Raw genomic sequence first — 18,378 nt, forward strand, 5'->3', positions numbered from 1 at the left:
GGAGGGGTTTAATATGAATAAAGCGCCAATAACAGTTAACGCTATTATTAATGGCGAAAAAATACAAACAGATAAAAAAATTACGCGTGAAAATCCAACACACCCTGAGCAAATTGTTGGTTACGCTCCAAATAATACGAGAGAGGAAACAAGCCAGGCAATCGACGCGGCATATGAAGCCTTTAAAACTTGGGCTTGGAGTGATGTTGAGAATCGTATCGAAAGAATGCAACGTGCCATTCAGAAGATAAAAGATGCAACCCCTGAAATCGCTGAGTTATTATCACGCGAACATGGTAAAGCGCTATATGATGCCCAAGGAGAAATTGCTGTTTCACTTATGTGGATGGAATTTGCAGTTGACAATGTGAAAAAAGTAACAGCTCCAGAGGACAGCAAACATGAAACTGGTCGAACAATCATTACACATGATCCGATCGGTGTTGTATCAGCGATCACGCCTTGGAACTACCCGATTTCTCTTTCAACTATCAAAATCGCTCCTGCTTTGTTAACTGGTAATACAATGGTACTAAAACCAAGTCCATTTGCTCCTTTAGCGGTAAGTCGTGTAGCCGAAATCATTGCTGAAGAATTCCCTGCAGGTGTACTGAACTTAGTTAACGGGGATGCAGAAGTTGGAATTGAACTTACATCCAACCCGAAAGTTGCGAAAATCGCTTTCACAGGTGGTACAAATACTGCTAAACATATTATGAAAGCAGCATCTGAAACAATTAAAAAAATGACCTTGGAACTTGGCGGTAATGATGCAGCAATCGTATTAAATGACTTTGATGTTAACGATGAACGTGCATTACGAAGAATGGTTATTGCCAACTTCCTAACAGCTGGTCAAATTTGTATGATTGCAAAACGTGTCTATGTCCACCGTTCAATTTACGATGCGTTTGTTGAAAAATATATTGAAGCCGCAAACAAATGGATTAAAGTAGGAGACCCATTCCATCCAGATGTAACAGTCGGTCCAGTCAATAACAAAAACCAAGTAGAATATGTAAAAAGTTTAGTGGAAGATGCCAAAAATAAAGGGGCACAAATTATTCCATTAGGAACAATTCTAAACCCTGAATTAATGGATAACGGTTACTTCTTACAACCGACACTCGTGTTAGGTGCAGATGTTCATGACCGTATAGTAGTGGAAGAACAATTTGGCCCTACTGTACCAATCCTTCCATATGATGATGAAGAACAAGTGATTCAATTACACAATGAAAGCATTTACGGTTTAACAAGCTCCGTTTGGGGAGAAGAAGAACATGCTATAAAAGTGGCTCGTCGCATTGAAGCAGGTACAACGATGATTAACACTGCCGCAATTCAAGGGTTAGATGTTCGTTTCCCATTTGGCGGAGTTAAACAATCAGGCGTAGGTCGCGAATACGGATTAGATGGCATCAAATCTTACACAGAAACTCATGTCATCAACCTTCCAAATGACTTAGAATTACCTTATATTCCTGAATAAAAAGCATACTTTTAATAGAAAAGAGCATTAAACCTCATCGGGTTAATGCTCTTATTTTTGTTTGTATATTTAACATTGCTTTCAGAATCTGATATGGGACATTTTAATTCTATGCACCTTGGCTTTGACCATTACTGCTACCCTTCACTTCTTCGCCGGCTTCTTTCACTTTCCCACCGATGTCTTTTAAATCAGTTGTAGCTTCTTTGGCATGGGAAAGAATTTCACTTGACTCGTCCTTTACCATAGTAACTGGGAGAATAATATTCTCGTTTACTTTTTCGTAAAGATTTTGAGCATCGCTTATCGCTTCTTTTAATACGGAAGAAGCGGATTTCAGTCGCTCTTGCAAGTCATCCTTTACTTCTGAAGGATTGTTTTTTACTTGGCTGTACATATCCATTGTTGAATCTTTCATATTCTTGGTTGTCTCAGTTACTTTATTTCTAGTAGTCGAGTCAAGCATTGAAAGCGCACCACCAATAACTGCCCCGATTACCATGCCTCTTAGAAGCTTTCCGTTATTTTCGTTTTCAGATGTTGTCGATACATTATTATAATTAGTTTGTGTCATAATTAATGGCTCCTTTATATTTGAATTTGTCATCTTATTCATTAGTTGCCCGATATTTTTTTCATTCAAACTATTTAAGCTAATTCTTTTTTAGCTATTCGAACAAGCATTAACAATTTAGATGCTCCTTTATCTTTTTCCAACATTCTTTAGTAAAGGTCAAAAAAGCGGCAACCTATTATCTCAATAGGGTTGTCGCCTTAAAAATTTGTCTTATTAATATTTAAATAACATTGCTACCATTTCGTGACCTGCACCAATAGTCCAGAACAATCCAATGTCACCACTTTTTATACGGCCTGTTTCAATTCCTTCATTTAAGCATAAGAATGGACTGCTAGTTGAAGTGTAGCCATATCTTTCTCCTACATATATAGTCTTTTCTTCGGGAATGTCAAAATAGTTTTGGATCTTCAAGATATTCGATAAGGCGAATTGCGATAAGCAAAAGGAATTTACATCCTCTATCTTTAGACCGTTGTCTTTTAAAAGGTTCTCAATCATTTCACATGCGGCCGGGATAGCCATTGCCCCGTCAAAAGGTGTGAAAACGATATGTTCTTTCTTACCAATCGTTTGCGAAAAGCCTTCTTTTGGGTAAATTATGTTATTTCTATTCGCAGAATCCACTTCGTAGACCGCATCAATAAAACCTGTTTCTTCCTCCGTTGTCTTTTCTAGAATAACAGCTGCTGCTGCATCTGAAAAGTTAGCATATGTAAACGCCTGTTCGGGATTGGAAATTAAGCTGTTAGCATCAGAACCAATAACTGGAGCACGTTTAATACGTCGGTTTGCAATCATATAACGTGATGCGTTATCCACTGCAACCGTCATGCCCGCGCAATTGGCGTTACTATCAAACATCATTGTATAATTTGATGCACCAATTTCGTGATGCACAAACATTGCATTTGTAGGTAACGTATGCTCCGGAACTTGCGTAGAAAACACAATCATATCAATATCTTTTCCATTTAATTGAGCCTTCGCTAATACACGTTTAGCTGCTTCAATTCCCATTGTCAGGGAATTTTCATTGTTGACGATGATATAACGTTTATTTCTTCCCATTGATTTCAAGAAGCCGGTAATATCTTCTCCTTGCTTTTTAAAATGCTCTAGATAAAACTCATTCGCTACTAAATTTTCTGGATGATAAATAGCAACGTTTTTTATTTTAATATTCGCCATGCCATGAATTAACTCCCTTACAAGGAGAAATAAAATGAAAACGAAATGGCTTTTGAGTAGTAGCTCTGTATTGATGGGTTTGTCGGGGTTGGCAGGAACCTTTATTCCTGAAGAAATTTCAAATATATTAGGGATTGACCCTTTACCTATTACTCTAATTCTGCTGCAAATTATCGGAGGACTATATTTAGGGTTTGCAATGTTAAATTGGTTTACACGTTCTGCCCTGATCGGTGGCATCTATAACAAACCTGTCATATTAGGAAATCTGATGCATTGCGTCGTTGTCTTTTTTGCCCTAATCCGACAGTTAGCAGAGCAGTTTCATTTCATATTCGCTATTTTGACATTTATACTTTTGGTACACAAATTTTTTTTTTGTGCTAATTTAAAAAATTTCATTTGTTATGTTTTAATTTTATTGTCAATCAAATCTAAATCGAGAGAATTTCATTATGTAAAATTAAACTATATGAAGTAATAAGTCGGTTGGTGGTATCCTTAATACGAAGTTAGACTACTCAACGCCAAAATAATTTGGTCGCCAAATAGCCTAAATAAAAGTAATTTATGTTTAAAGTTGAATAAATTGTTGTGTCCAATAGTAACCATTTTCAACAAAACCTACACCAATATGCGTGTAATTTGCATTCATGATGTTTTGACGGTGTCCTGGTGATTCCATCCAGGCTTGTACCACTTGTTGTGGTGTTCTTTGACCTTGTGCAATATTTTCACCGGCAGAACGGTATGAAATTCCTGCAGATTTAATTTGATCAAATGGGCTTCCGTAAGTTGGGCTAGTATGTGAAAAATAATTATTTTTCGCCATATCTTCTGATTTTGCCTGAGCTACTTCCATTAAAGGAGAATGCATTTCAAGCGGTTTTAGTCCTTCTTTTGCACGTTCTGCATTTGTTAAGTCTATTACTTGTTTCTCGAATTCAGAAACCGATTGACTAACATTGTTAGAAGGTGTTTTTACAGGTGCCTCTACTTGTTGGTTTTTCGAGTTTGAAGGTGCTTTTGTGTTATTGTTATTTGTAACCGGAGTAGCTTTTTCTTTTGCCGGTGTTTGAGGTGCCTTTACCTCTTTTTCTACTTTTTTATTAGTAGATTCTTTTTGTGTTTCTTTATTAGTATTAGTATTTTCTTTATTAGTTGTAGCCTTTTCTTTATGCACTACTTTGCCTTCAATTACTTTATTATCTTTTGAGTTATTAATCGTTTTGTTAATTAAACCTTTAAATTTATTTAAATCGAACTCTCCATTTGATAAGGCGATTGGATCGATTATTTTTAAACCAAAGCCTTGAATGTTATCCCCTTTAATAACTTGGGCATTTTGAGGATTTGAAACACTCTTCACCTCTATATTTAAACTTGCTGCATCTGCTGCAGTAATAGATGTTGCAAATAATGTCGCTGCACATAATGATGTTGCTAACCACTTTTTATTCATTTTGTATTCCTCCTCTACGACACCAATATTACAGTACAAAAGTTGTAATAAAGGGCCCATAAACTGGGAGGAGTAACATTTCACTACTAAACTCCGTTAAATCAAAGGTTTAATAACTAATAATTTCATAAAATCATCCAGTCTAAAATTATACTACCACTGAAAAACTATTGACAGATTTTAAGATTATTAAATTAGCGCTTTACTATTACATTTGTTACAAAACAATTACAATATAGTGTAGTGAGCTCAACCTTTTTTATAACCGTAATCCATTTGTATATAAGAAAGGCTTATCAGTGTTAAGTGTTACAGAATGCTTAAAAAGGAAGAATCCTGAATACAGGTTCCTTCCTTTTTGTTTATTAAAAGAACAAGATTAATGCGTAATCCTTAATATCAGCAATCAATATTTTATACTCTTACAGCACTATTACTAAATTCCGTTACAATATACGTTCCCGTTGTATTAAAATTACTCATTTCCTCGAATATATTCGTTACATCCGATAATGCAATTTCTGCAGTGATCATTTTCCCCGGTGTAATTTTCCCTTGCTTAACTAATGGAAGCAACGATTCAAAACGATGATTTGGCATTCCCAATGTCCCGATAAATTGGATTTCTTGCATGACCATTTGATCGATAGGTAAAGCAACTTTTCCGCCTTCCACTTTTGTCGTTACACCTATTTGCAGATGACGACCTCGTTTCGCCAGGCTATTGATTCCATTTAAACAAGTATCGGCAATACCTAATGCATCAATTGAAACGTTTGCACCACCACCAGTAATTTCTCTTACCGCTTCTACTGGATCTACTTCTTTACTGTTAATGACAATGTGTGCACCCATTTGTTTTGCAAGTTCTAAATTCTTAGGGTTGATGTCGACGCCAATTACCTTAGCACCAATGGATGAGGCGATATTAATAGCGTTAAGCCCAACACCACCACACCCATAAACGACTACCCATTCACCAGGCGCCACATTTGCTCGATCAACAATACCATGGAAAGCAGTCATTAAACGACAACCTAATGCTGCACCATCCAAGAAACTAATTTCTTCTGGTAAATGGATGATATTTCGATCTCCTAATGGTACTCCCACATATTCCGCATAGCCGCCATCATAAGTGGAACCAGGAATAAATGAAGTGTTGCAAAGGTTTGAATGCCCTTGTTGGCAATATGGACAAGTACCGTCACTGCCGGAGAATGGTACGATTACATTATCGCCCTTTTTAAAGTTCTTTACATTTTTACCTACTTCTCATTCGTGATGATGTAACTACGATTCCAGCCATTTTTGAGACAATCCAAAAGAAAAGTGCGCAATATTTTGAAAGCAATGATTTTCATTTAAATATCCCAAGGAAATATATTATTGCTGAAAACCAAGATTCACTCTTGGTTGTTCCGATTATTTTTAATCATGTAGTTGTTGGATACTTTTTGGGTACCCATTTTCATAAAAACTTTGACCCTCAATTATTAATGGAAGCAAATTTATTTAGTAGTCAAGTAGGAGAAATATTATTTAATCATCCATGCTATGTAGAAAACAATGAAATCAAACTATCCAAAAGAGAATTTGAGGTCATGAAATGCGTTGCGTTTGGCTATAGTTCAAAACAAATCGCCCACCTATTAGAAATTAGTGAAACGACCATTAAACAATATATTAAAAGTGTCATGTCAAAAACAAAAACGTCAAATCGAACACATGCAGTGGCGTTTTTATTCCAAAAGAGGATTTTGACTTAGACAATTAGATTTTAATGAACGAACCATTCTCGTTTCCATTTGTGAAAATAAGGTCTTTGGTGCGCCAATTTCTTATACAATTAAAGTTAATGAGCCAAGCAAAGTACTGAAACCGTTTGTATTCGGTTTTTCAACTCTGATACTATCATAAAGTAAAATTCCCGAACATGGAGATCTACCTATCACATAATATTGGAGCCAATTCCACCTCAGCCGCTTCGAAGGGCTGAGGGCTGAAACAGTTAGAGAGGGCAAGTTTAGTTATTAAAATGGAGTAGGTGCAGCAGGTTCAGACGGAGAAATTCTACGTTTTATGTTTGTGTTGTCGGATTTATCTAAAGATTTCTTTAAAAAGGGACGACTACCTATACCGCTAGCCTGAGATTCCTTCAACGTCACATCGTATTTTATAAAAGTCTAAAATTAATGGATGTGTGTCCTCGATGTTAAAATTTAATTTTTTTATCCTTCTTTTGCCTAGCCTTCTATCCAGCATTGCATATGCCCGTATTATTATATTTTCGGAATTTAATGCTTCATCAATGGTCAAAGAACTATATTTCATAAAAGATCCATAAAAGTGATAACTGTTAAAAATATTTTGGTTTATCATCCATTTTTCTACATTATCAGATGCTGTTAACAATTCTTTTCGTTCAGGAGAATTGAACATTACATGCCAATTTTCGTTGAATGGAATGTCTTTTAGGTTTTCTTCCTTTTTTATCTTATGATACAATTCTTCGTGTTTTTTTCATAAGTTATATCAGATGCACTTATAATTTCTTTGTTATCAAATGTAATCCAGACTCTGCTTGGGCTATCATGAAATTTCCGATATACAGTGGCGTATATTTTGATTCTTCCTTGTAACTTATCACTGAGAAAACTTTCAAGTAATGATTTAGTCTTACTCCATTGCATATCAGTCAAACCTTTCTACAGGTAATCAAGAATCCCTGTCGAGACATTGCTAAAAGCCTATAAGCATTAGTATATCAATGTTAATAGGCTCTTTTTTTTGAATTGCACAACTACTTCTAAAAAAATGCCTCTGAACAAGCTCTTTTCCAAATTTTTATAATAATTCCTCTGTTCTATCTAACCATTCGTTTACTAAAGAACTAAATAGTTGAGGTTGTTCAATTTGTAAATTATGGCCTGCAATATCCAATATTGCAAATGACCATCTTGGATAATAATCCATTATGTTAATTGCATCTTTGTAACCAACAGAAGAATCTTGTTTTCCTAAAAGAAATAAACTGGGTCTGTTAAAAATAGTCCGATCTACTGGTTATTTTCAGGTTCTAACTTCATCATTGCACCAAAATATTGTGAAGCAGTCGTAAAAGAAATAAATGCACACAACTCACTTATTTCCTCATCACTGAAACATTCTCTCAAAACATTAAAACTTGATTCATCTATTTCACTCTTTTGTTTTAAAAAGACTTCTGCAAATCCTACTGCAATAGAAGTTTTTTCTTCAAAATTTACTGGATTCGGTTTTCCTTTGGCCCTACAATACTCACATCCGTTGCCTTGAGCTAATGTTCTTCTTACTTGTTCCTTTAATTTAGATGTTAGTAGTCCATCTTTTTCAAACACATCACCTAGCTGACTCCATTCCTCCATAACATCCTTGTTATGCCCTAATAGTCTTTGAAAAGGCGTTTCCCCGAATTGAGATTCAATAATTCTTGCCATATAACTCCCTCCTTGTTATTTTTAATTATAGAAAACACAATAACAAAATCACATTAAATTTATAACGAATAACAAGTAAATATCATTTAAAATTAATGATTACTGGGGGAAAACTTTAAAAATGAAAATAGATGAAATTGATAGAAAAATATTAGATGAACTACTTACTAACAGTCGTTTATCGATGAGCGAGCTTGGAAGAAGGATAAATCTATCTTCCCCATCAGTAACTGAACGAATAAAACAGATGGAGTCATTTGGAATTATAAAGAAAAACACACTAGTGGTCGATTATGAAAAATTAGGTTTACCGATCCAATGTATAATAGAAGCAACCGTTAAGAATGGTGACTATAGGTCTTTTAGGAGCTATATTGAGAAACTTCCTAACGTAGAATTCTGTTATCGGATTGCAGGGAATGCTTGTTACATGATTAAAATGCATTTTGAAACGTTTGCTAACGCAGAAAAATTTATTGATGAAGTTAGTCCCATCGCACAAACGGTCACTCATTTTATTTTTTCACAGGTTCCAACTAATTTAAAATTGCATAAAAGTTACTTATAAATTTATTGAAATAAAGTACCTATACTTACTTACGTTGAACACAATTCTTTCTATTTTATAAACTGGCTCCTTAGCTAGAGAAAGCTCAGTTCATCTTAAATTACGACAGATTATTGAGTATTAATAATTCCCAAAATTGAATATTAATATTCCCGCATCCCTTTTTACGGGCTCTTTCTTTTTGGGAAACTACCCTTTATTTAATTTTGATATATAAGCAGTATAAAATAAGCAATTTTGTAAAAGCTTATCTAAAGATGGAATGTTCGTAACAAGAAAAATTGTATCTAGCGAATAAGTATAAAAGGAGAGATTGCGATTCGAGCGAAGAGTGACGTATAGTGAAACGTTTGTTTGATATAAAACGAATGTTGTTGGTCATTATGGTGTTGAATCTCATAGATGGCATATGTACAGCTTGGGGGCTCAGCAACGAATGGATTGAAGAAGCAAATCCCCTGTTGAGTTCGCTTTCGCCCTTAATGATTCTCGGCACAAAAGTTATCTTATCTGGTCTAGTTTGGTTATTATGGAAGTCAAATTTCCCTACAAGGTTAACAAATGTTTGGCGTGTAGTCCTTTCTTTCGTTATGTTCTTATATAGCGGGATATTCGTTCTACACATGACCTGGATAACAATGTTGTTGTAAAAAAGCAGAATTAATTCTGCTTTTTTATTATGGCTAGCCATAATAAGTGCTCCTATACCTCTCCCCTAATCGCCAATTCCCTGGATTTGTTATAACAAAAATATAATGGAAATACCCTTTAGACAAATTTCGACAATTTCAAAAAATAACTTCATTATAAAAAAGCGAAATTTCAACTAAAACCTAGACACTAGTTAAATATATTCAGATACGTCACAAGGCTTTCCTCCCCCTCAAATTTATCGATAAATTAGTTAAAAATAATATTATCATCACTTAATTGTTCAATCGCCAATAGTCAATTCTTTTACTCGCCTTGATTTCTGAATTTCCCATCAAAATATCGAATAAATATTTACCATCTTTTCTCAATAAAGAATAACAATTAAATATTAGGTAGGTGAACAATAAGTCCCTCTTACAACCTAAAAGAAAAAATTGACCTTTAGACCTATTGCCCTTTTTATAGGTTAAACTAATCTTTTTTTATAAAAGAAGATTAGTTTATTTTTTTTACGAAAACTCAACAATCAGCTAAACCTTACTATTACTGATTTCCACTATTATCCAACTATGTCTCATTGCCCTCTTTCCCCATAAAAAAATAGTCAATTAACTCCAAAAATATTTTTCATCTAAAATCTTCGACATAATACGATAAAAAAACCATTTTCCATAATCTAACATAGTACTTACATCTAGAGAATTTAAATTCATAAATTAGTCATTTCTACCCTAAAAAGCATAAAGAAAGGAGGAAAGGTTGTTTTTAAAGTACAACCTACAGCTTCAAATTGACTATTAGAGGGATAAAGTGAATTAAAAATCGAAGGAGGAACACAATTGAGGAAGAAAAAAAATTCTAAAAAAGCACTTAGTATTTTTGCTACTGCAGCGATGACTTTTTCTTTATTGACACCAGGTGTCGCTAACGCTCAAACAACTTCCAATCAACTCTATGAATCATTTAGAGATTCGAGTTCGAGCGGTACTTTTAGTTCTGCACGCGAAAAATTGAATAAACGCTTACTTGAAAATTTCAAAGAGGATAACAAAGTAACATTCTTAGTCAAATTTAAAGATAAGGCGAATTCTACCAAAGTTGCTACGGCTGCTCGCCAAAAGGCGGATGAATCAAACTTATCTGCTCTGAATGCAAAGTTGATTCAACGTTCTGCTGTTGTCTCTGAATTAAAGGCGACCTCTATTGAATCTCAGCAATCAGTAATGCAATTCCTTGATCAAGAAGCGGCTAGTGGCAATGCAACAGATATTACGTCCTTTTATATCGTAAATGCAATTGCTGTTACAGCAACTCAGGAAGTGGCAGAAAAAATCGCTACATTCGAAGAAGTGGAGAAAATTTTACCTAATGAAACACGTCAGCTCTTTACAACCAAAACTGAAAATGCTGTAACCCCAAATGCAGAAGTTGCAAACGTTGAGTGGAATATTGAACGGGTCAATGCACCTGAAGTTTGGGAAATGGGCATAGATGGTTCAGGTACAGTTGTTGCAAGTATTGATACGGGCGTTCAATGGGATCATCCAGCTTTAAAAGAAAAATATCGCGGCTATAACAAAGCCACTGGAGAAGTTTCTCATGATTATAGCTGGTATGATTCGACTTCTGCAGGAAGAGCTACTCCATATGACGACGTAGACCATGGAACACATGTTACTGGTACAATGGTCGGTAGTGAACAAAATGGCTCAAATCAAATTGGAGTTGCACCTGGGGCGAAGTATATTGCTGTTAAAGCTTTCACTGCAAGCGGTGGAACAGATGCCGATCTATTAGAGGCAGCTCAGTGGATTTTAGCACCAACAGATGCTAACGGAAACCCGCGCGTTGATATGGCGCCAGATGTCGTGAATAACTCTTGGGGCGGTGGGGCTGGATTAGACGAATGGTACCGTGATGTTGTTATTAACTGGCGTGCAGCAGAAATCTTCCCCGAATTCTCTGCAGGTAATACAACGTTCACAAATCCAGGTGGAGCTGGATCTGTTGCTGCACCAGCCAACTATCCGGAATCATTTGCTACAGGCGCGACGGACATTAATAACTTAGTTGGTAATTTCTCTCTACGTGGTCCTTCCCCTTATGCTGAAACTAAACCAGATATTTCTGCACCTGGTGTTAACATTCGTTCATCTGTTCCGGGTGGAGGTTATGAAGGCGGTTGGAATGGTACATCGATGGCCGGCCCTGCTGTATCAGGTGTGGCTGCCCTCTTACGTCAAGTGAATGCAAATTTAACAGTAGATGAAATGGAACAGATTCTACTAGACACTGCCAATCCACTAACAGACAGTCAATACCCTACTTCACCTAACCATGGATATGGTTATGGGTTGGTGGACGCATATGAAGCGGTTTCTTCAATTATTTCCGGATTAGGTACACTTGAAGGTCAAGTTACAAAAGCAGGAACTGATACTGAAGCACCTCAATTCGATCATACAGCCCCACATGAAACTTATGCAGGGATGGATTTAAATTTAACTGTTGCAGTCAGTGATAACATTAGTGTTTCATCAGTAGTACTTAACTACAAAGATGAAAATAATACATGGCAGCAAATCCCTGCTGGACGTAAATCGGGCGATCATAAAGCTGGTGAATTTGCTGTAGTTATACCAGGCGAATTAATCTCTGGTAATTCATTTACGTACAAATGGACAATTAATGACTTTGGTAACAATGAAGTAAATAGTGATGAGTACATTGTAGAAGTAAAACCAGGGATCACTGTTGGTTATTCTGAAAACTTTGAAACACAACCGATTGGCTGGTATTCATTTGGTACGAATGATAGTTGGGATTGGGGTGTACCAACATCAGGCCCAGGAAATGCAGCCTCAGGTGAAAAGGTTTATGCAACAAACTTATCTGGCACATATGCAAATAGCATGAATGCGATACTTGTTGCACCTCCAATTGATCTGCCTGAAGGAAACTCTTACCTACAATTTAAACAATGGCATAACTTCGAACAAGCTAGTTCTGGTAGAGCGTATGATTATGGACATGTATTTGTTTCAACAGACCAAGAAAACTGGACACAATTATTAATGGTTCAAGGTCAATCAAATGGTTGGTTGGATGCAGAGGTTGATTTATCAGACTATGCTGGTCAACGTATCTATATCGGTTTCAATGCATTCTCAGATTCTAGTGTACAACGAGATGGCTGGTATATTGATGATGTGGCATTAACTAACGTCTCTCAAACTGGTAAAGTCTCTAAAGGGAAAAACAATAATAATGGAAACGCGAATGGTAAAGGAAATGAAACTGGTAATAAAGGTAATAACAACGGGAATAACGGAAACGGAAAAGATAAAGAAGCATTAAAAGAAGCTGTAGATCCAAAGACAATTAAACCTGATATACTTTCAAAAGAAAAGGTACCTGAAATTGAAGTAATCAACAATCCAACACTTCTTCCATTAGGAGCTCAAGTAAGTGTCCTAGAATCAGGACGATCGGTATATTCAAGCCCGGCTGACGGTTCATACAAACTCACACATGGTACTGGAACATTTAATGTAAAAGCGGAAGCTTACGGTTTCACATCTGAAGTACAATCAGTCACAATCGAGGCGGATAGCACTTCTACTGCGAATTTCACATTAGATGAAATTGAGCAAAATACAATAAGCGGTACAATTACTGATCAATCAACAGGAGAAGCAATCGAAGGTGCAACAGTTATTCTAGTTGAAGACGCAAATATCGCCCCTGTACAAACAGACGCTAACGGTAACTTTACCCTTACAGCATATGTAGGTACGTACACATTAAAAGTAATTGCTCGTGGCTACCACGGAAAAGAAATCCCTGTAACGCTTACAGGTGAACTATCAACACAAAACATTTCACTTGAGCCGTTCTACACATATCCAGGTGGAGAAATCGGCTATGATGATGGCACTGCTGAAAATGCACGCGCATTCAATGCAGCTGGAAATGCATGGGCCGTAAAAATGACTCTTCCAGAAGGTAATGAAAACGGTATAGTGACAGATGGTGTATTCCGTTTTTGGACAACTGAATGGCCCAACCCAGGTGGAACTGCCTTTGCAGTTGAAGTTTGGGATGCTACCGGTGCAGACGGTACGCCTGGCAAACAATTAGCTGGCCCGATTGATGCAACTGCTCTTCGAAATGGTGAATGGACAGTTGTAGACCTTACAGAACACAATATTGTTGTCAATGGTGACTTCTATATGGTTTACCGTCAAACAGTTGCAAACCCGAATTCGCCAGGTCTTGCAACGGACGAAGATGGCAAAAATGCAGCAAGAAGCTATCAGCATGTTTCAGGGGCTTGGGCTACAGCACCTGCCAGCGAAGGAAACTATATGATTCGCGCACGCGTTAGCTATGAAGTAGTTGGCCCAGTAATTACTTCTCCAGCTACAAATTCCATCACAAATGAAGCTGAAACAACAATTACTGGAACAGCCTCTCCAACAACAACAATTGAGTTAAAACAGAATGGAGAAGTCGTAACAACAGCAGTAGTCGGTGACGATGGCAAATTTGAAATTAAAGCAAACTTAGTTGAGGGTGCTAATGAATTTTCAGTTCTTTCAAAATTAGATGGTCGTGTAACAGGTGAATCAACTCCGGTTCTAGTGACTTTGGATACGGTAGCTCCTGAACTAACAATCGACAAACCATCTAATGGTGAAAAAGTAAATCGTGAAACAGTAACTGTAGAAGGTTTAATTACTGATGAAAATATTGACACAGTTACTGTTAATGGCTTAAATGCTACTATCAGCGAAGGAAAATATTCAAAACGCGTTATTCTTGATAGTGGAGCGAATGAAATCACAGTAGTAGCTACAGACAAAGCTGGCAACAGTGTTTCTAAGACAGTTACTGTAACTGCTGATTTCGATGCACCAATAATTTCAAACTTAAAACCAGCTACAGACATTACAATTACAACGGGTAAGACAGTTAAAATTGAGTTTGATAGTGAGCCAGGATTAAAACCTACTTTTGTGATCCATATGCCATTAACAAACGTAGTTCAAAATGCAACTGAATTACCAATGATGGAGCAAGGAAATGGTCAATATGTGGGCTATTGGACAGTTCCTGCTGATACTGTTGCAAACGGTGCAGTGATTGAAGTAATTGCAATCGATGGTTTCAATAACGAAACTCGTCAAAAAGCTGCAGGTAAATTATATATTAATTTACCTGTAATTACAGAAGGAGCTGGCGATGCAGCAGCTGAGGAACAATCTTCTAAAGAGGAAGAATTAACAGAAACACCGTAATAAAATATGAGTAGCACCCAAATTTAAAGTAACCCATTAAAGTATAACTGGATGAATTCAATTAGAAATATTTAAACTGAGTTCGGTACTGTACCGGATTCAGTTTTTATTTGCCTTTATTTGTTTCGCGTTGCTCCATCCTTGCATTCCACTAACACAAACACGGTCTGCAAGAAGATCCTCCATTTTACATCCACCATTTTATTTTTATGACTCACGATATTTCTATAATAAAAACGGGCGTGATTCTTTTTACAGAATCACGCCCATTTGTTCGATAAGGTACTATTGACTCTCATCTAAAGATATTTGCTCGAAAAATATGTAATTATTTCCCGCTAACTAATGATATTTTTATTTTTTTATAAACATTTGTGTCCAGTAGTTCCCATCTTTAACGTAGCCTACACCAATATGCGTAAATTTCGCATCCATAATGTTTGCTCGGTGGCCTGAACTATTCATCCATCCATCCATTACTTGCGCAGCGGATTTTTGACCTTTTGCAATATTTTCACCTGCTGCTTTATAGCTGATACCAAATTGTTTCATCATATCAAATGGTGAGCCGTAAGTTGGGCTTGTATGGCTGAAATAATTTTTGGCGTGCATATCTTGTGACTTATATTTTGCAACCCGTGCTAATTCCCAATCGATTTTAAGTGGTGCTAATCCTTGTTGCGCGCGTTCCTTATTTACTAGGCTAACTACTTGCTCTTCTACTGCTTGTTGTTCATTTTCAGAAATATTAATTTTATCTCCGACATAGATCATATCCGGATTTTTTAATGTAGGGTTTAAAGAAATTAATTCGCTTAGACCGATTTGATTTTTAGAGGCAATCTTCCAAAGCGTGTCCCCACTTTTTACTGTATAAGTAGCTGCAGATGCAGTAGCTGGTAATGCAAGTAGCATCATACTAAAGAACAACACGATACTTTTTTTCAACATTATTGAATCAATCCTTTCCAGTTGTCTATTACAAGCTTACTAGAGAGAGACTGTAAAATCATTAGGGAATGAATGGCGCTTCTTTTGCAAAAGGATAACGAATGTTACAATTATGACAATTGTTTACTTAAAAACCCAATTGCCGTATTATAAAAAAAGGTGTTTCATTATAAAAAAGCTGTAAGAAAAGCTCCGTCGCTTTTCTTACAGCTCTCTTCGAAAATTATCATTGTTTTTAGATAAGATATTAGGCCATGACATTCACTAGACTCATAGAAAGTTCACTACACTATTTAAATGCCTGTGCCGCCTTAACCGCTTTGCCCCAGCCTGTGTATAAAGCTTCGCGCTCTTCTTCGCCCATCTCAGGCTCAAATTTGCGATCTAAATTCCAGTAGTTTGATATGTCATCTAATGTCTCCCAATAGCCTACTGCTAAACCAGCCAAGTATGCTGCGCCTAAAGCCGTTGTTTCATTTACAACCGGACGATCTACCGGCACATTTAATAGGTCTGACTGGAATTGCATTAAGAAGTTGTTTTTCACTGCGCCGCCGTCTACACGTAATGTGCTTAGCGGAATTCCTGAATCCGCTTCCATTGCACCTAATACGTCACGCGTTTGATAGGCAAGCGACTCAAGTGTAGCACGTACGAAATGCTCTTTTTCTGTACCTCGTGTTAAGCCGAATACTGCACCGCGTACATCCGAATCCCAGTAAGGCGTTCCTAGCCCAACGAATGCCGGTACAACATACACGCCTTCAGAAGATGTTACACGTGTTGCATATGCTTCACTTTCCTCCGCTTTACGGAACATACGTAACCCGTCGCGCAGCCACTGGATAGCAGAGCCCGCTACGAAAATACTTCCTTCTAGCGCATACGTTACTTTGCCGTCTAAGCCCCATGCGATTGTCGTTAATAAACCATGATCAGATTTTACCGCTTTTTCACCTGTGTTCATTAACATAAAGCAACCAGTGCCATATGTATTTTTCACCATTCCTTGCTCGAAGCAAGCTTGCCCGAATAATGCTGCTTGTTGGTCGCCCGCAATACCTGCGATTGGAATTTCTTGACCGAAAAATTTATCTGCATCTGTATGACCGTATACTTCAGAAGAAGATCGCACTTCTGGAAGCATCGAAGCTGGAACTGTTAAAATATCAAGTAGTTCTTCATCCCATTTCAAATCATAAATATTGAACATTAATGTTCGGGATGCGTTTGAATAATCAGTTACGTGCACAGAACCGTTCGTTAATTTCCAAATGACCCATGTATCAATCGTACCGAATAAGAGATCCCCATTTTCGGCTTTTTCACGAGCGCCTTCTACATTGTCCAAAATCCATTTCACTTTTGTCCCTGAGAAGTATGCATCGATGAGTAATCCTGTTTTATCGCGGAACGTATCATTTAAGCCACGCGCTTTTAAATCTTCACAAATTTCCGCAGTTTGTCGTGATTGCCAAACGATTGCATTGTAAATTGGTTTACCCGTATTTTTATCCCATACGACTGTCGTTTCACGCTGGTTTGTAATACCAATTCCTGCGATTTGACTTGCGAGTACATTTTTCTCAGATAACACTGCCGCGATACATGAAAGCACGGAAGACCAAATTTGTTCCGGGTTATGCTCTACCCAACCTGATTCCGGGAAATATTGCGGGAACTCTTGCTGTGCTGTATGAAATACCGTACCATTTTTATCAAATAAAATTGCACGTGAACTAGTTGTACCTTGGTCTAGCGCCATCATAAATTTTTCTGTCATCTTCAAATCCTCCTACTCTTCTACTCTTCTACTTTCGATACTGTCATTTGTGCAGCTACGAAAATCGCCGCTACTACTACACTGAAAATCCAGAATAATGTTGCATCTGCTCCATTCCAAATGAAGCTGAAAAATACTGCTCCGTAAACACCGCCGATAATCGGGGCAACTACAGGTACCCATGCATACCACCAAGCTGAATCTCCTTTACCTGGAATCGGTAAAAGCGCGTGTGCAATACGTGGACCTAGGTCACGGGCCGGGTTAATCGCATAACCTGTTGGACCACCCAATGCCATACCAATTACAACAATTAAAATACCGACTAAAAATGGATTTAATCCTGAAGTAATTTCGTTTGTCCCTAAAGCTAAAATCCCTAATACTAATGCGAATGTGCCGACCATCTCAGCAATCATGTTTGAAGGGATATGTTTTACTGCTGGAGTTGTTGAGAATACGCCAAGTTTTGCACCTTTGTCTTTTGTGCCTTTCCAATGCGGTAAATAGACAAAATACACTAACACAGCACCTAAAAACGCTCCTATTAGTTGTGCAACGATAAACAATGGCACATCCGACCATGCAAAGTTGCCAATTGTTGCAAGAGCAATTGTTAATGCCGGGTTTAAGTGTGCCCCGCTAATGCCCCCTACTGCATATGCTGCCATCGCTACGGCAAAGCCCCATGCAAAAGTGATTACGACCCAACCGCCACCTTGACCTTTTGATTTGTGCAATGAAACACCTGCTACAACGCCGCCACCAAATAATATTAGCAGCATCGTGCCGACTAACTCGGCTGTAAATGTTGACATTCCATAACCTCCTTAGCTCATGTATATTCCGTTAATAAAATACTTAGAAGAAAAAAGGTCCGCAAGTAACAATTGTTTTACGAATTCACGTAAAACAATTGTA

Annotated in this window: 14 protein-coding genes and 3 pseudogenes; 6 read left to right on the forward strand and 11 right to left on the reverse strand. The window is 37.2% G+C overall.

Features of this window, described 5'->3' with window-relative positions; all coding sequences use genetic code 11:
• The first annotated feature begins 13 nt into the window (after window positions 1-13).
• Entirely contained in the window at window positions 14-1,492 is a 1,479-nt protein-coding gene (locus AC0VXV_RS10835; RefSeq protein ID WP_475528169.1) for an aldehyde dehydrogenase family protein, read from the forward strand.
• Window positions 1,493-1,601: 109 nt separating this feature from the next.
• Here AC0VXV_RS10835 and AC0VXV_RS10840 read toward each other — a convergent pair whose 3' ends face one another.
• Window positions 1,602-2,066, reverse strand: a complete 465-nt coding sequence (locus AC0VXV_RS10840; protein ID WP_475528170.1) for a YtxH domain-containing protein — start codon at window positions 2,064-2,066, stop codon at window positions 1,602-1,604.
• Between the two features lie 216 nt (window positions 2,067-2,282).
• Window positions 2,283-3,260, reverse strand: a complete 978-nt coding sequence (locus AC0VXV_RS10845; RefSeq protein ID WP_475528171.1) for a ketoacyl-ACP synthase III — start codon at window positions 3,258-3,260, stop codon at window positions 2,283-2,285.
• 34 nt (window positions 3,261-3,294) lie between these two features.
• Here AC0VXV_RS10845 and AC0VXV_RS10850 point away from each other — a divergent pair, with 34 nt between their 5' ends.
• Window positions 3,295-3,741, forward strand: a complete 447-nt coding sequence (locus tag AC0VXV_RS10850) for a multidrug DMT transporter permease (protein WP_475528172.1) — start codon at window positions 3,295-3,297, stop codon at window positions 3,739-3,741.
• 93 nt (window positions 3,742-3,834) lie between these two features.
• Here AC0VXV_RS10850 and AC0VXV_RS10855 read toward each other — a convergent pair whose 3' ends face one another.
• The 3 genes and pseudogenes from AC0VXV_RS10855 to AC0VXV_RS10865 form a co-directional block, all read right to left on the reverse strand.
• Window positions 3,835-4,722, reverse strand: coding sequence for a CAP domain-containing protein (locus AC0VXV_RS10855; protein ID WP_475528173.1), 888 nt, complete (start codon window positions 4,720-4,722; stop codon window positions 3,835-3,837).
• A gap of 414 nt (window positions 4,723-5,136) precedes the next feature.
• On the reverse strand, window positions 5,137-5,748 hold the full coding sequence (locus AC0VXV_RS10860) for a zinc-binding dehydrogenase (RefSeq protein ID WP_475531450.1): 612 nt from the start codon (window positions 5,746-5,748) through the stop codon (window positions 5,137-5,139).
• Between the two features lie 57 nt (window positions 5,749-5,805).
• Window positions 5,806-5,985: pseudogene (locus tag AC0VXV_RS10865) on the reverse strand (alcohol dehydrogenase catalytic domain-containing protein); the annotation flags it as partial.
• 194 nt (window positions 5,986-6,179) lie between these two features.
• Here AC0VXV_RS10865 and AC0VXV_RS10870 point away from each other — a divergent pair.
• Window positions 6,180-6,491 (forward strand): response regulator transcription factor, encoded by a 312-nt coding sequence (locus tag AC0VXV_RS10870; RefSeq protein WP_475528174.1) that lies wholly within the window; start codon window positions 6,180-6,182, stop codon window positions 6,489-6,491.
• A 373-nt stretch (window positions 6,492-6,864) separates the two neighbouring features.
• Here the strand turns inward: AC0VXV_RS10870 and AC0VXV_RS10875 are convergent.
• The 3 genes and pseudogenes from AC0VXV_RS10875 to AC0VXV_RS10885 all read right to left on the reverse strand — a co-directional run bounded on the left by AC0VXV_RS10875 (window position 6,865) and on the right by AC0VXV_RS10885 (window position 8,201).
• Window positions 6,865-7,415, reverse strand: a pseudogene (locus AC0VXV_RS10875) (SF0329 family protein).
• Window positions 7,416-7,569: 154 nt separating this feature from the next.
• Window positions 7,570-7,785: pseudogene (locus AC0VXV_RS10880) on the reverse strand (alpha/beta fold hydrolase); the annotation flags it as partial.
• Window positions 7,782-8,201 (reverse strand): carboxymuconolactone decarboxylase family protein, encoded by a 420-nt coding sequence (locus AC0VXV_RS10885; protein WP_475528175.1) that lies wholly within the window; start codon window positions 8,199-8,201, stop codon window positions 7,782-7,784. The gene AC0VXV_RS10885 and the pseudogene AC0VXV_RS10880, both read right to left, overlap by 4 nt.
• Before the next feature lie 121 nt (window positions 8,202-8,322).
• Between AC0VXV_RS10885 and AC0VXV_RS10890 the strand changes: the two genes are divergently transcribed.
• The 3 genes from AC0VXV_RS10890 (at window position 8,323) to AC0VXV_RS10900 (ending at window position 14,723) form a co-directional block, all read left to right on the forward strand.
• Complete coding sequence (locus AC0VXV_RS10890; protein WP_475528176.1) at window positions 8,323-8,769, forward strand: Lrp/AsnC family transcriptional regulator; 447 nt, start codon at window positions 8,323-8,325, stop codon at window positions 8,767-8,769.
• A gap of 383 nt (window positions 8,770-9,152) precedes the next feature.
• Window positions 9,153-9,419 (forward strand): DUF5658 family protein, encoded by a 267-nt coding sequence (locus tag AC0VXV_RS10895; RefSeq protein ID WP_420853865.1) that lies wholly within the window; start codon window positions 9,153-9,155, stop codon window positions 9,417-9,419.
• A gap of 843 nt (window positions 9,420-10,262) precedes the next feature.
• The gene (locus AC0VXV_RS10900; RefSeq protein WP_475528177.1) at window positions 10,263-14,723 is read left to right on the forward strand and encodes a S8 family serine peptidase; all 4,461 of its coding nucleotides are present in this window, start codon (window positions 10,263-10,265) and stop codon (window positions 14,721-14,723) included.
• Window positions 14,724-15,077: 354 nt separating this feature from the next.
• Here AC0VXV_RS10900 and AC0VXV_RS10905 read toward each other — a convergent pair whose 3' ends face one another.
• The 3 genes from AC0VXV_RS10905 to AC0VXV_RS10915 all read right to left on the reverse strand — a co-directional run bounded on the left by AC0VXV_RS10905 (window position 15,078) and on the right by AC0VXV_RS10915 (window position 18,275).
• Window positions 15,078-15,674, reverse strand: coding sequence for a CAP domain-containing protein (locus AC0VXV_RS10905; protein ID WP_475528178.1), 597 nt, complete (start codon window positions 15,672-15,674; stop codon window positions 15,078-15,080).
• A 289-nt stretch (window positions 15,675-15,963) separates the two neighbouring features.
• On the reverse strand, window positions 15,964-17,457 hold the full coding sequence (gene glpK / locus AC0VXV_RS10910) for a glycerol kinase GlpK (RefSeq protein ID WP_475528179.1): 1,494 nt from the start codon (window positions 17,455-17,457) through the stop codon (window positions 15,964-15,966).
• Window positions 17,458-17,477: 20 nt separating this feature from the next.
• Entirely contained in the window at window positions 17,478-18,275 is a 798-nt protein-coding gene (locus AC0VXV_RS10915) for an MIP/aquaporin family protein (RefSeq protein ID WP_475528180.1), read from the reverse strand.
• Window positions 18,276-18,378: the final 103 nt, after the last annotated feature.

The sequence above is a fragment of the Solibacillus sp. iso_87 genome, from assembly GCF_056173085.1.

What these genes read in the sequence shown, in the direction of transcription:
- AC0VXV_RS10855 (WP_475528173.1), bottom strand. Translation starts at nt 4,722, where the DNA reads ATGAATAAAAAGTGGTTAGCAACATCATTATGTGCAGCGACATTATTT.
- AC0VXV_RS10845 (WP_475528171.1), bottom strand. Translation starts at nt 3,260, where the DNA reads ATGGCGAATATTAAAATAAAAAACGTTGCTATTTATCATCCAGAAAAT.
- AC0VXV_RS10915 (WP_475528180.1), bottom strand. Translation starts at nt 18,275, where the DNA reads ATGTCAACATTTACAGCCGAGTTAGTCGGCACGATGCTGCTAATATTA.
- glpK (WP_475528179.1), bottom strand. Translation starts at nt 17,457, where the DNA reads ATGACAGAAAAATTTATGATGGCGCTAGACCAAGGTACAACTAGTTCA.
- AC0VXV_RS10890 (WP_475528176.1), top strand. Translation starts at nt 8,323, where the DNA reads ATGAAAATAGATGAAATTGATAGAAAAATATTAGATGAACTACTTACT.
- AC0VXV_RS10850 (WP_475528172.1), top strand. Translation starts at nt 3,295, where the DNA reads ATGAAAACGAAATGGCTTTTGAGTAGTAGCTCTGTATTGATGGGTTTG.
- AC0VXV_RS10860 (WP_475531450.1), bottom strand. Translation starts at nt 5,748, where the DNA reads ATGACTGCTTTCCATGGTATTGTTGATCGAGCAAATGTGGCGCCTGGT.
- AC0VXV_RS10835 (WP_475528169.1), top strand. Translation starts at nt 14, where the DNA reads ATGAATAAAGCGCCAATAACAGTTAACGCTATTATTAATGGCGAAAAA.
- AC0VXV_RS10905 (WP_475528178.1), bottom strand. Translation starts at nt 15,674, where the DNA reads ATGTTGAAAAAAAGTATCGTGTTGTTCTTTAGTATGATGCTACTTGCA.
- AC0VXV_RS10840 (WP_475528170.1), bottom strand. Translation starts at nt 2,066, where the DNA reads ATGACACAAACTAATTATAATAATGTATCGACAACATCTGAAAACGAA.
- AC0VXV_RS10895 (WP_420853865.1), top strand. Translation starts at nt 9,153, where the DNA reads ATGGTGTTGAATCTCATAGATGGCATATGTACAGCTTGGGGGCTCAGC.
- AC0VXV_RS10885 (WP_475528175.1), bottom strand. Translation starts at nt 8,201, where the DNA reads ATGGCAAGAATTATTGAATCTCAATTCGGGGAAACGCCTTTTCAAAGA.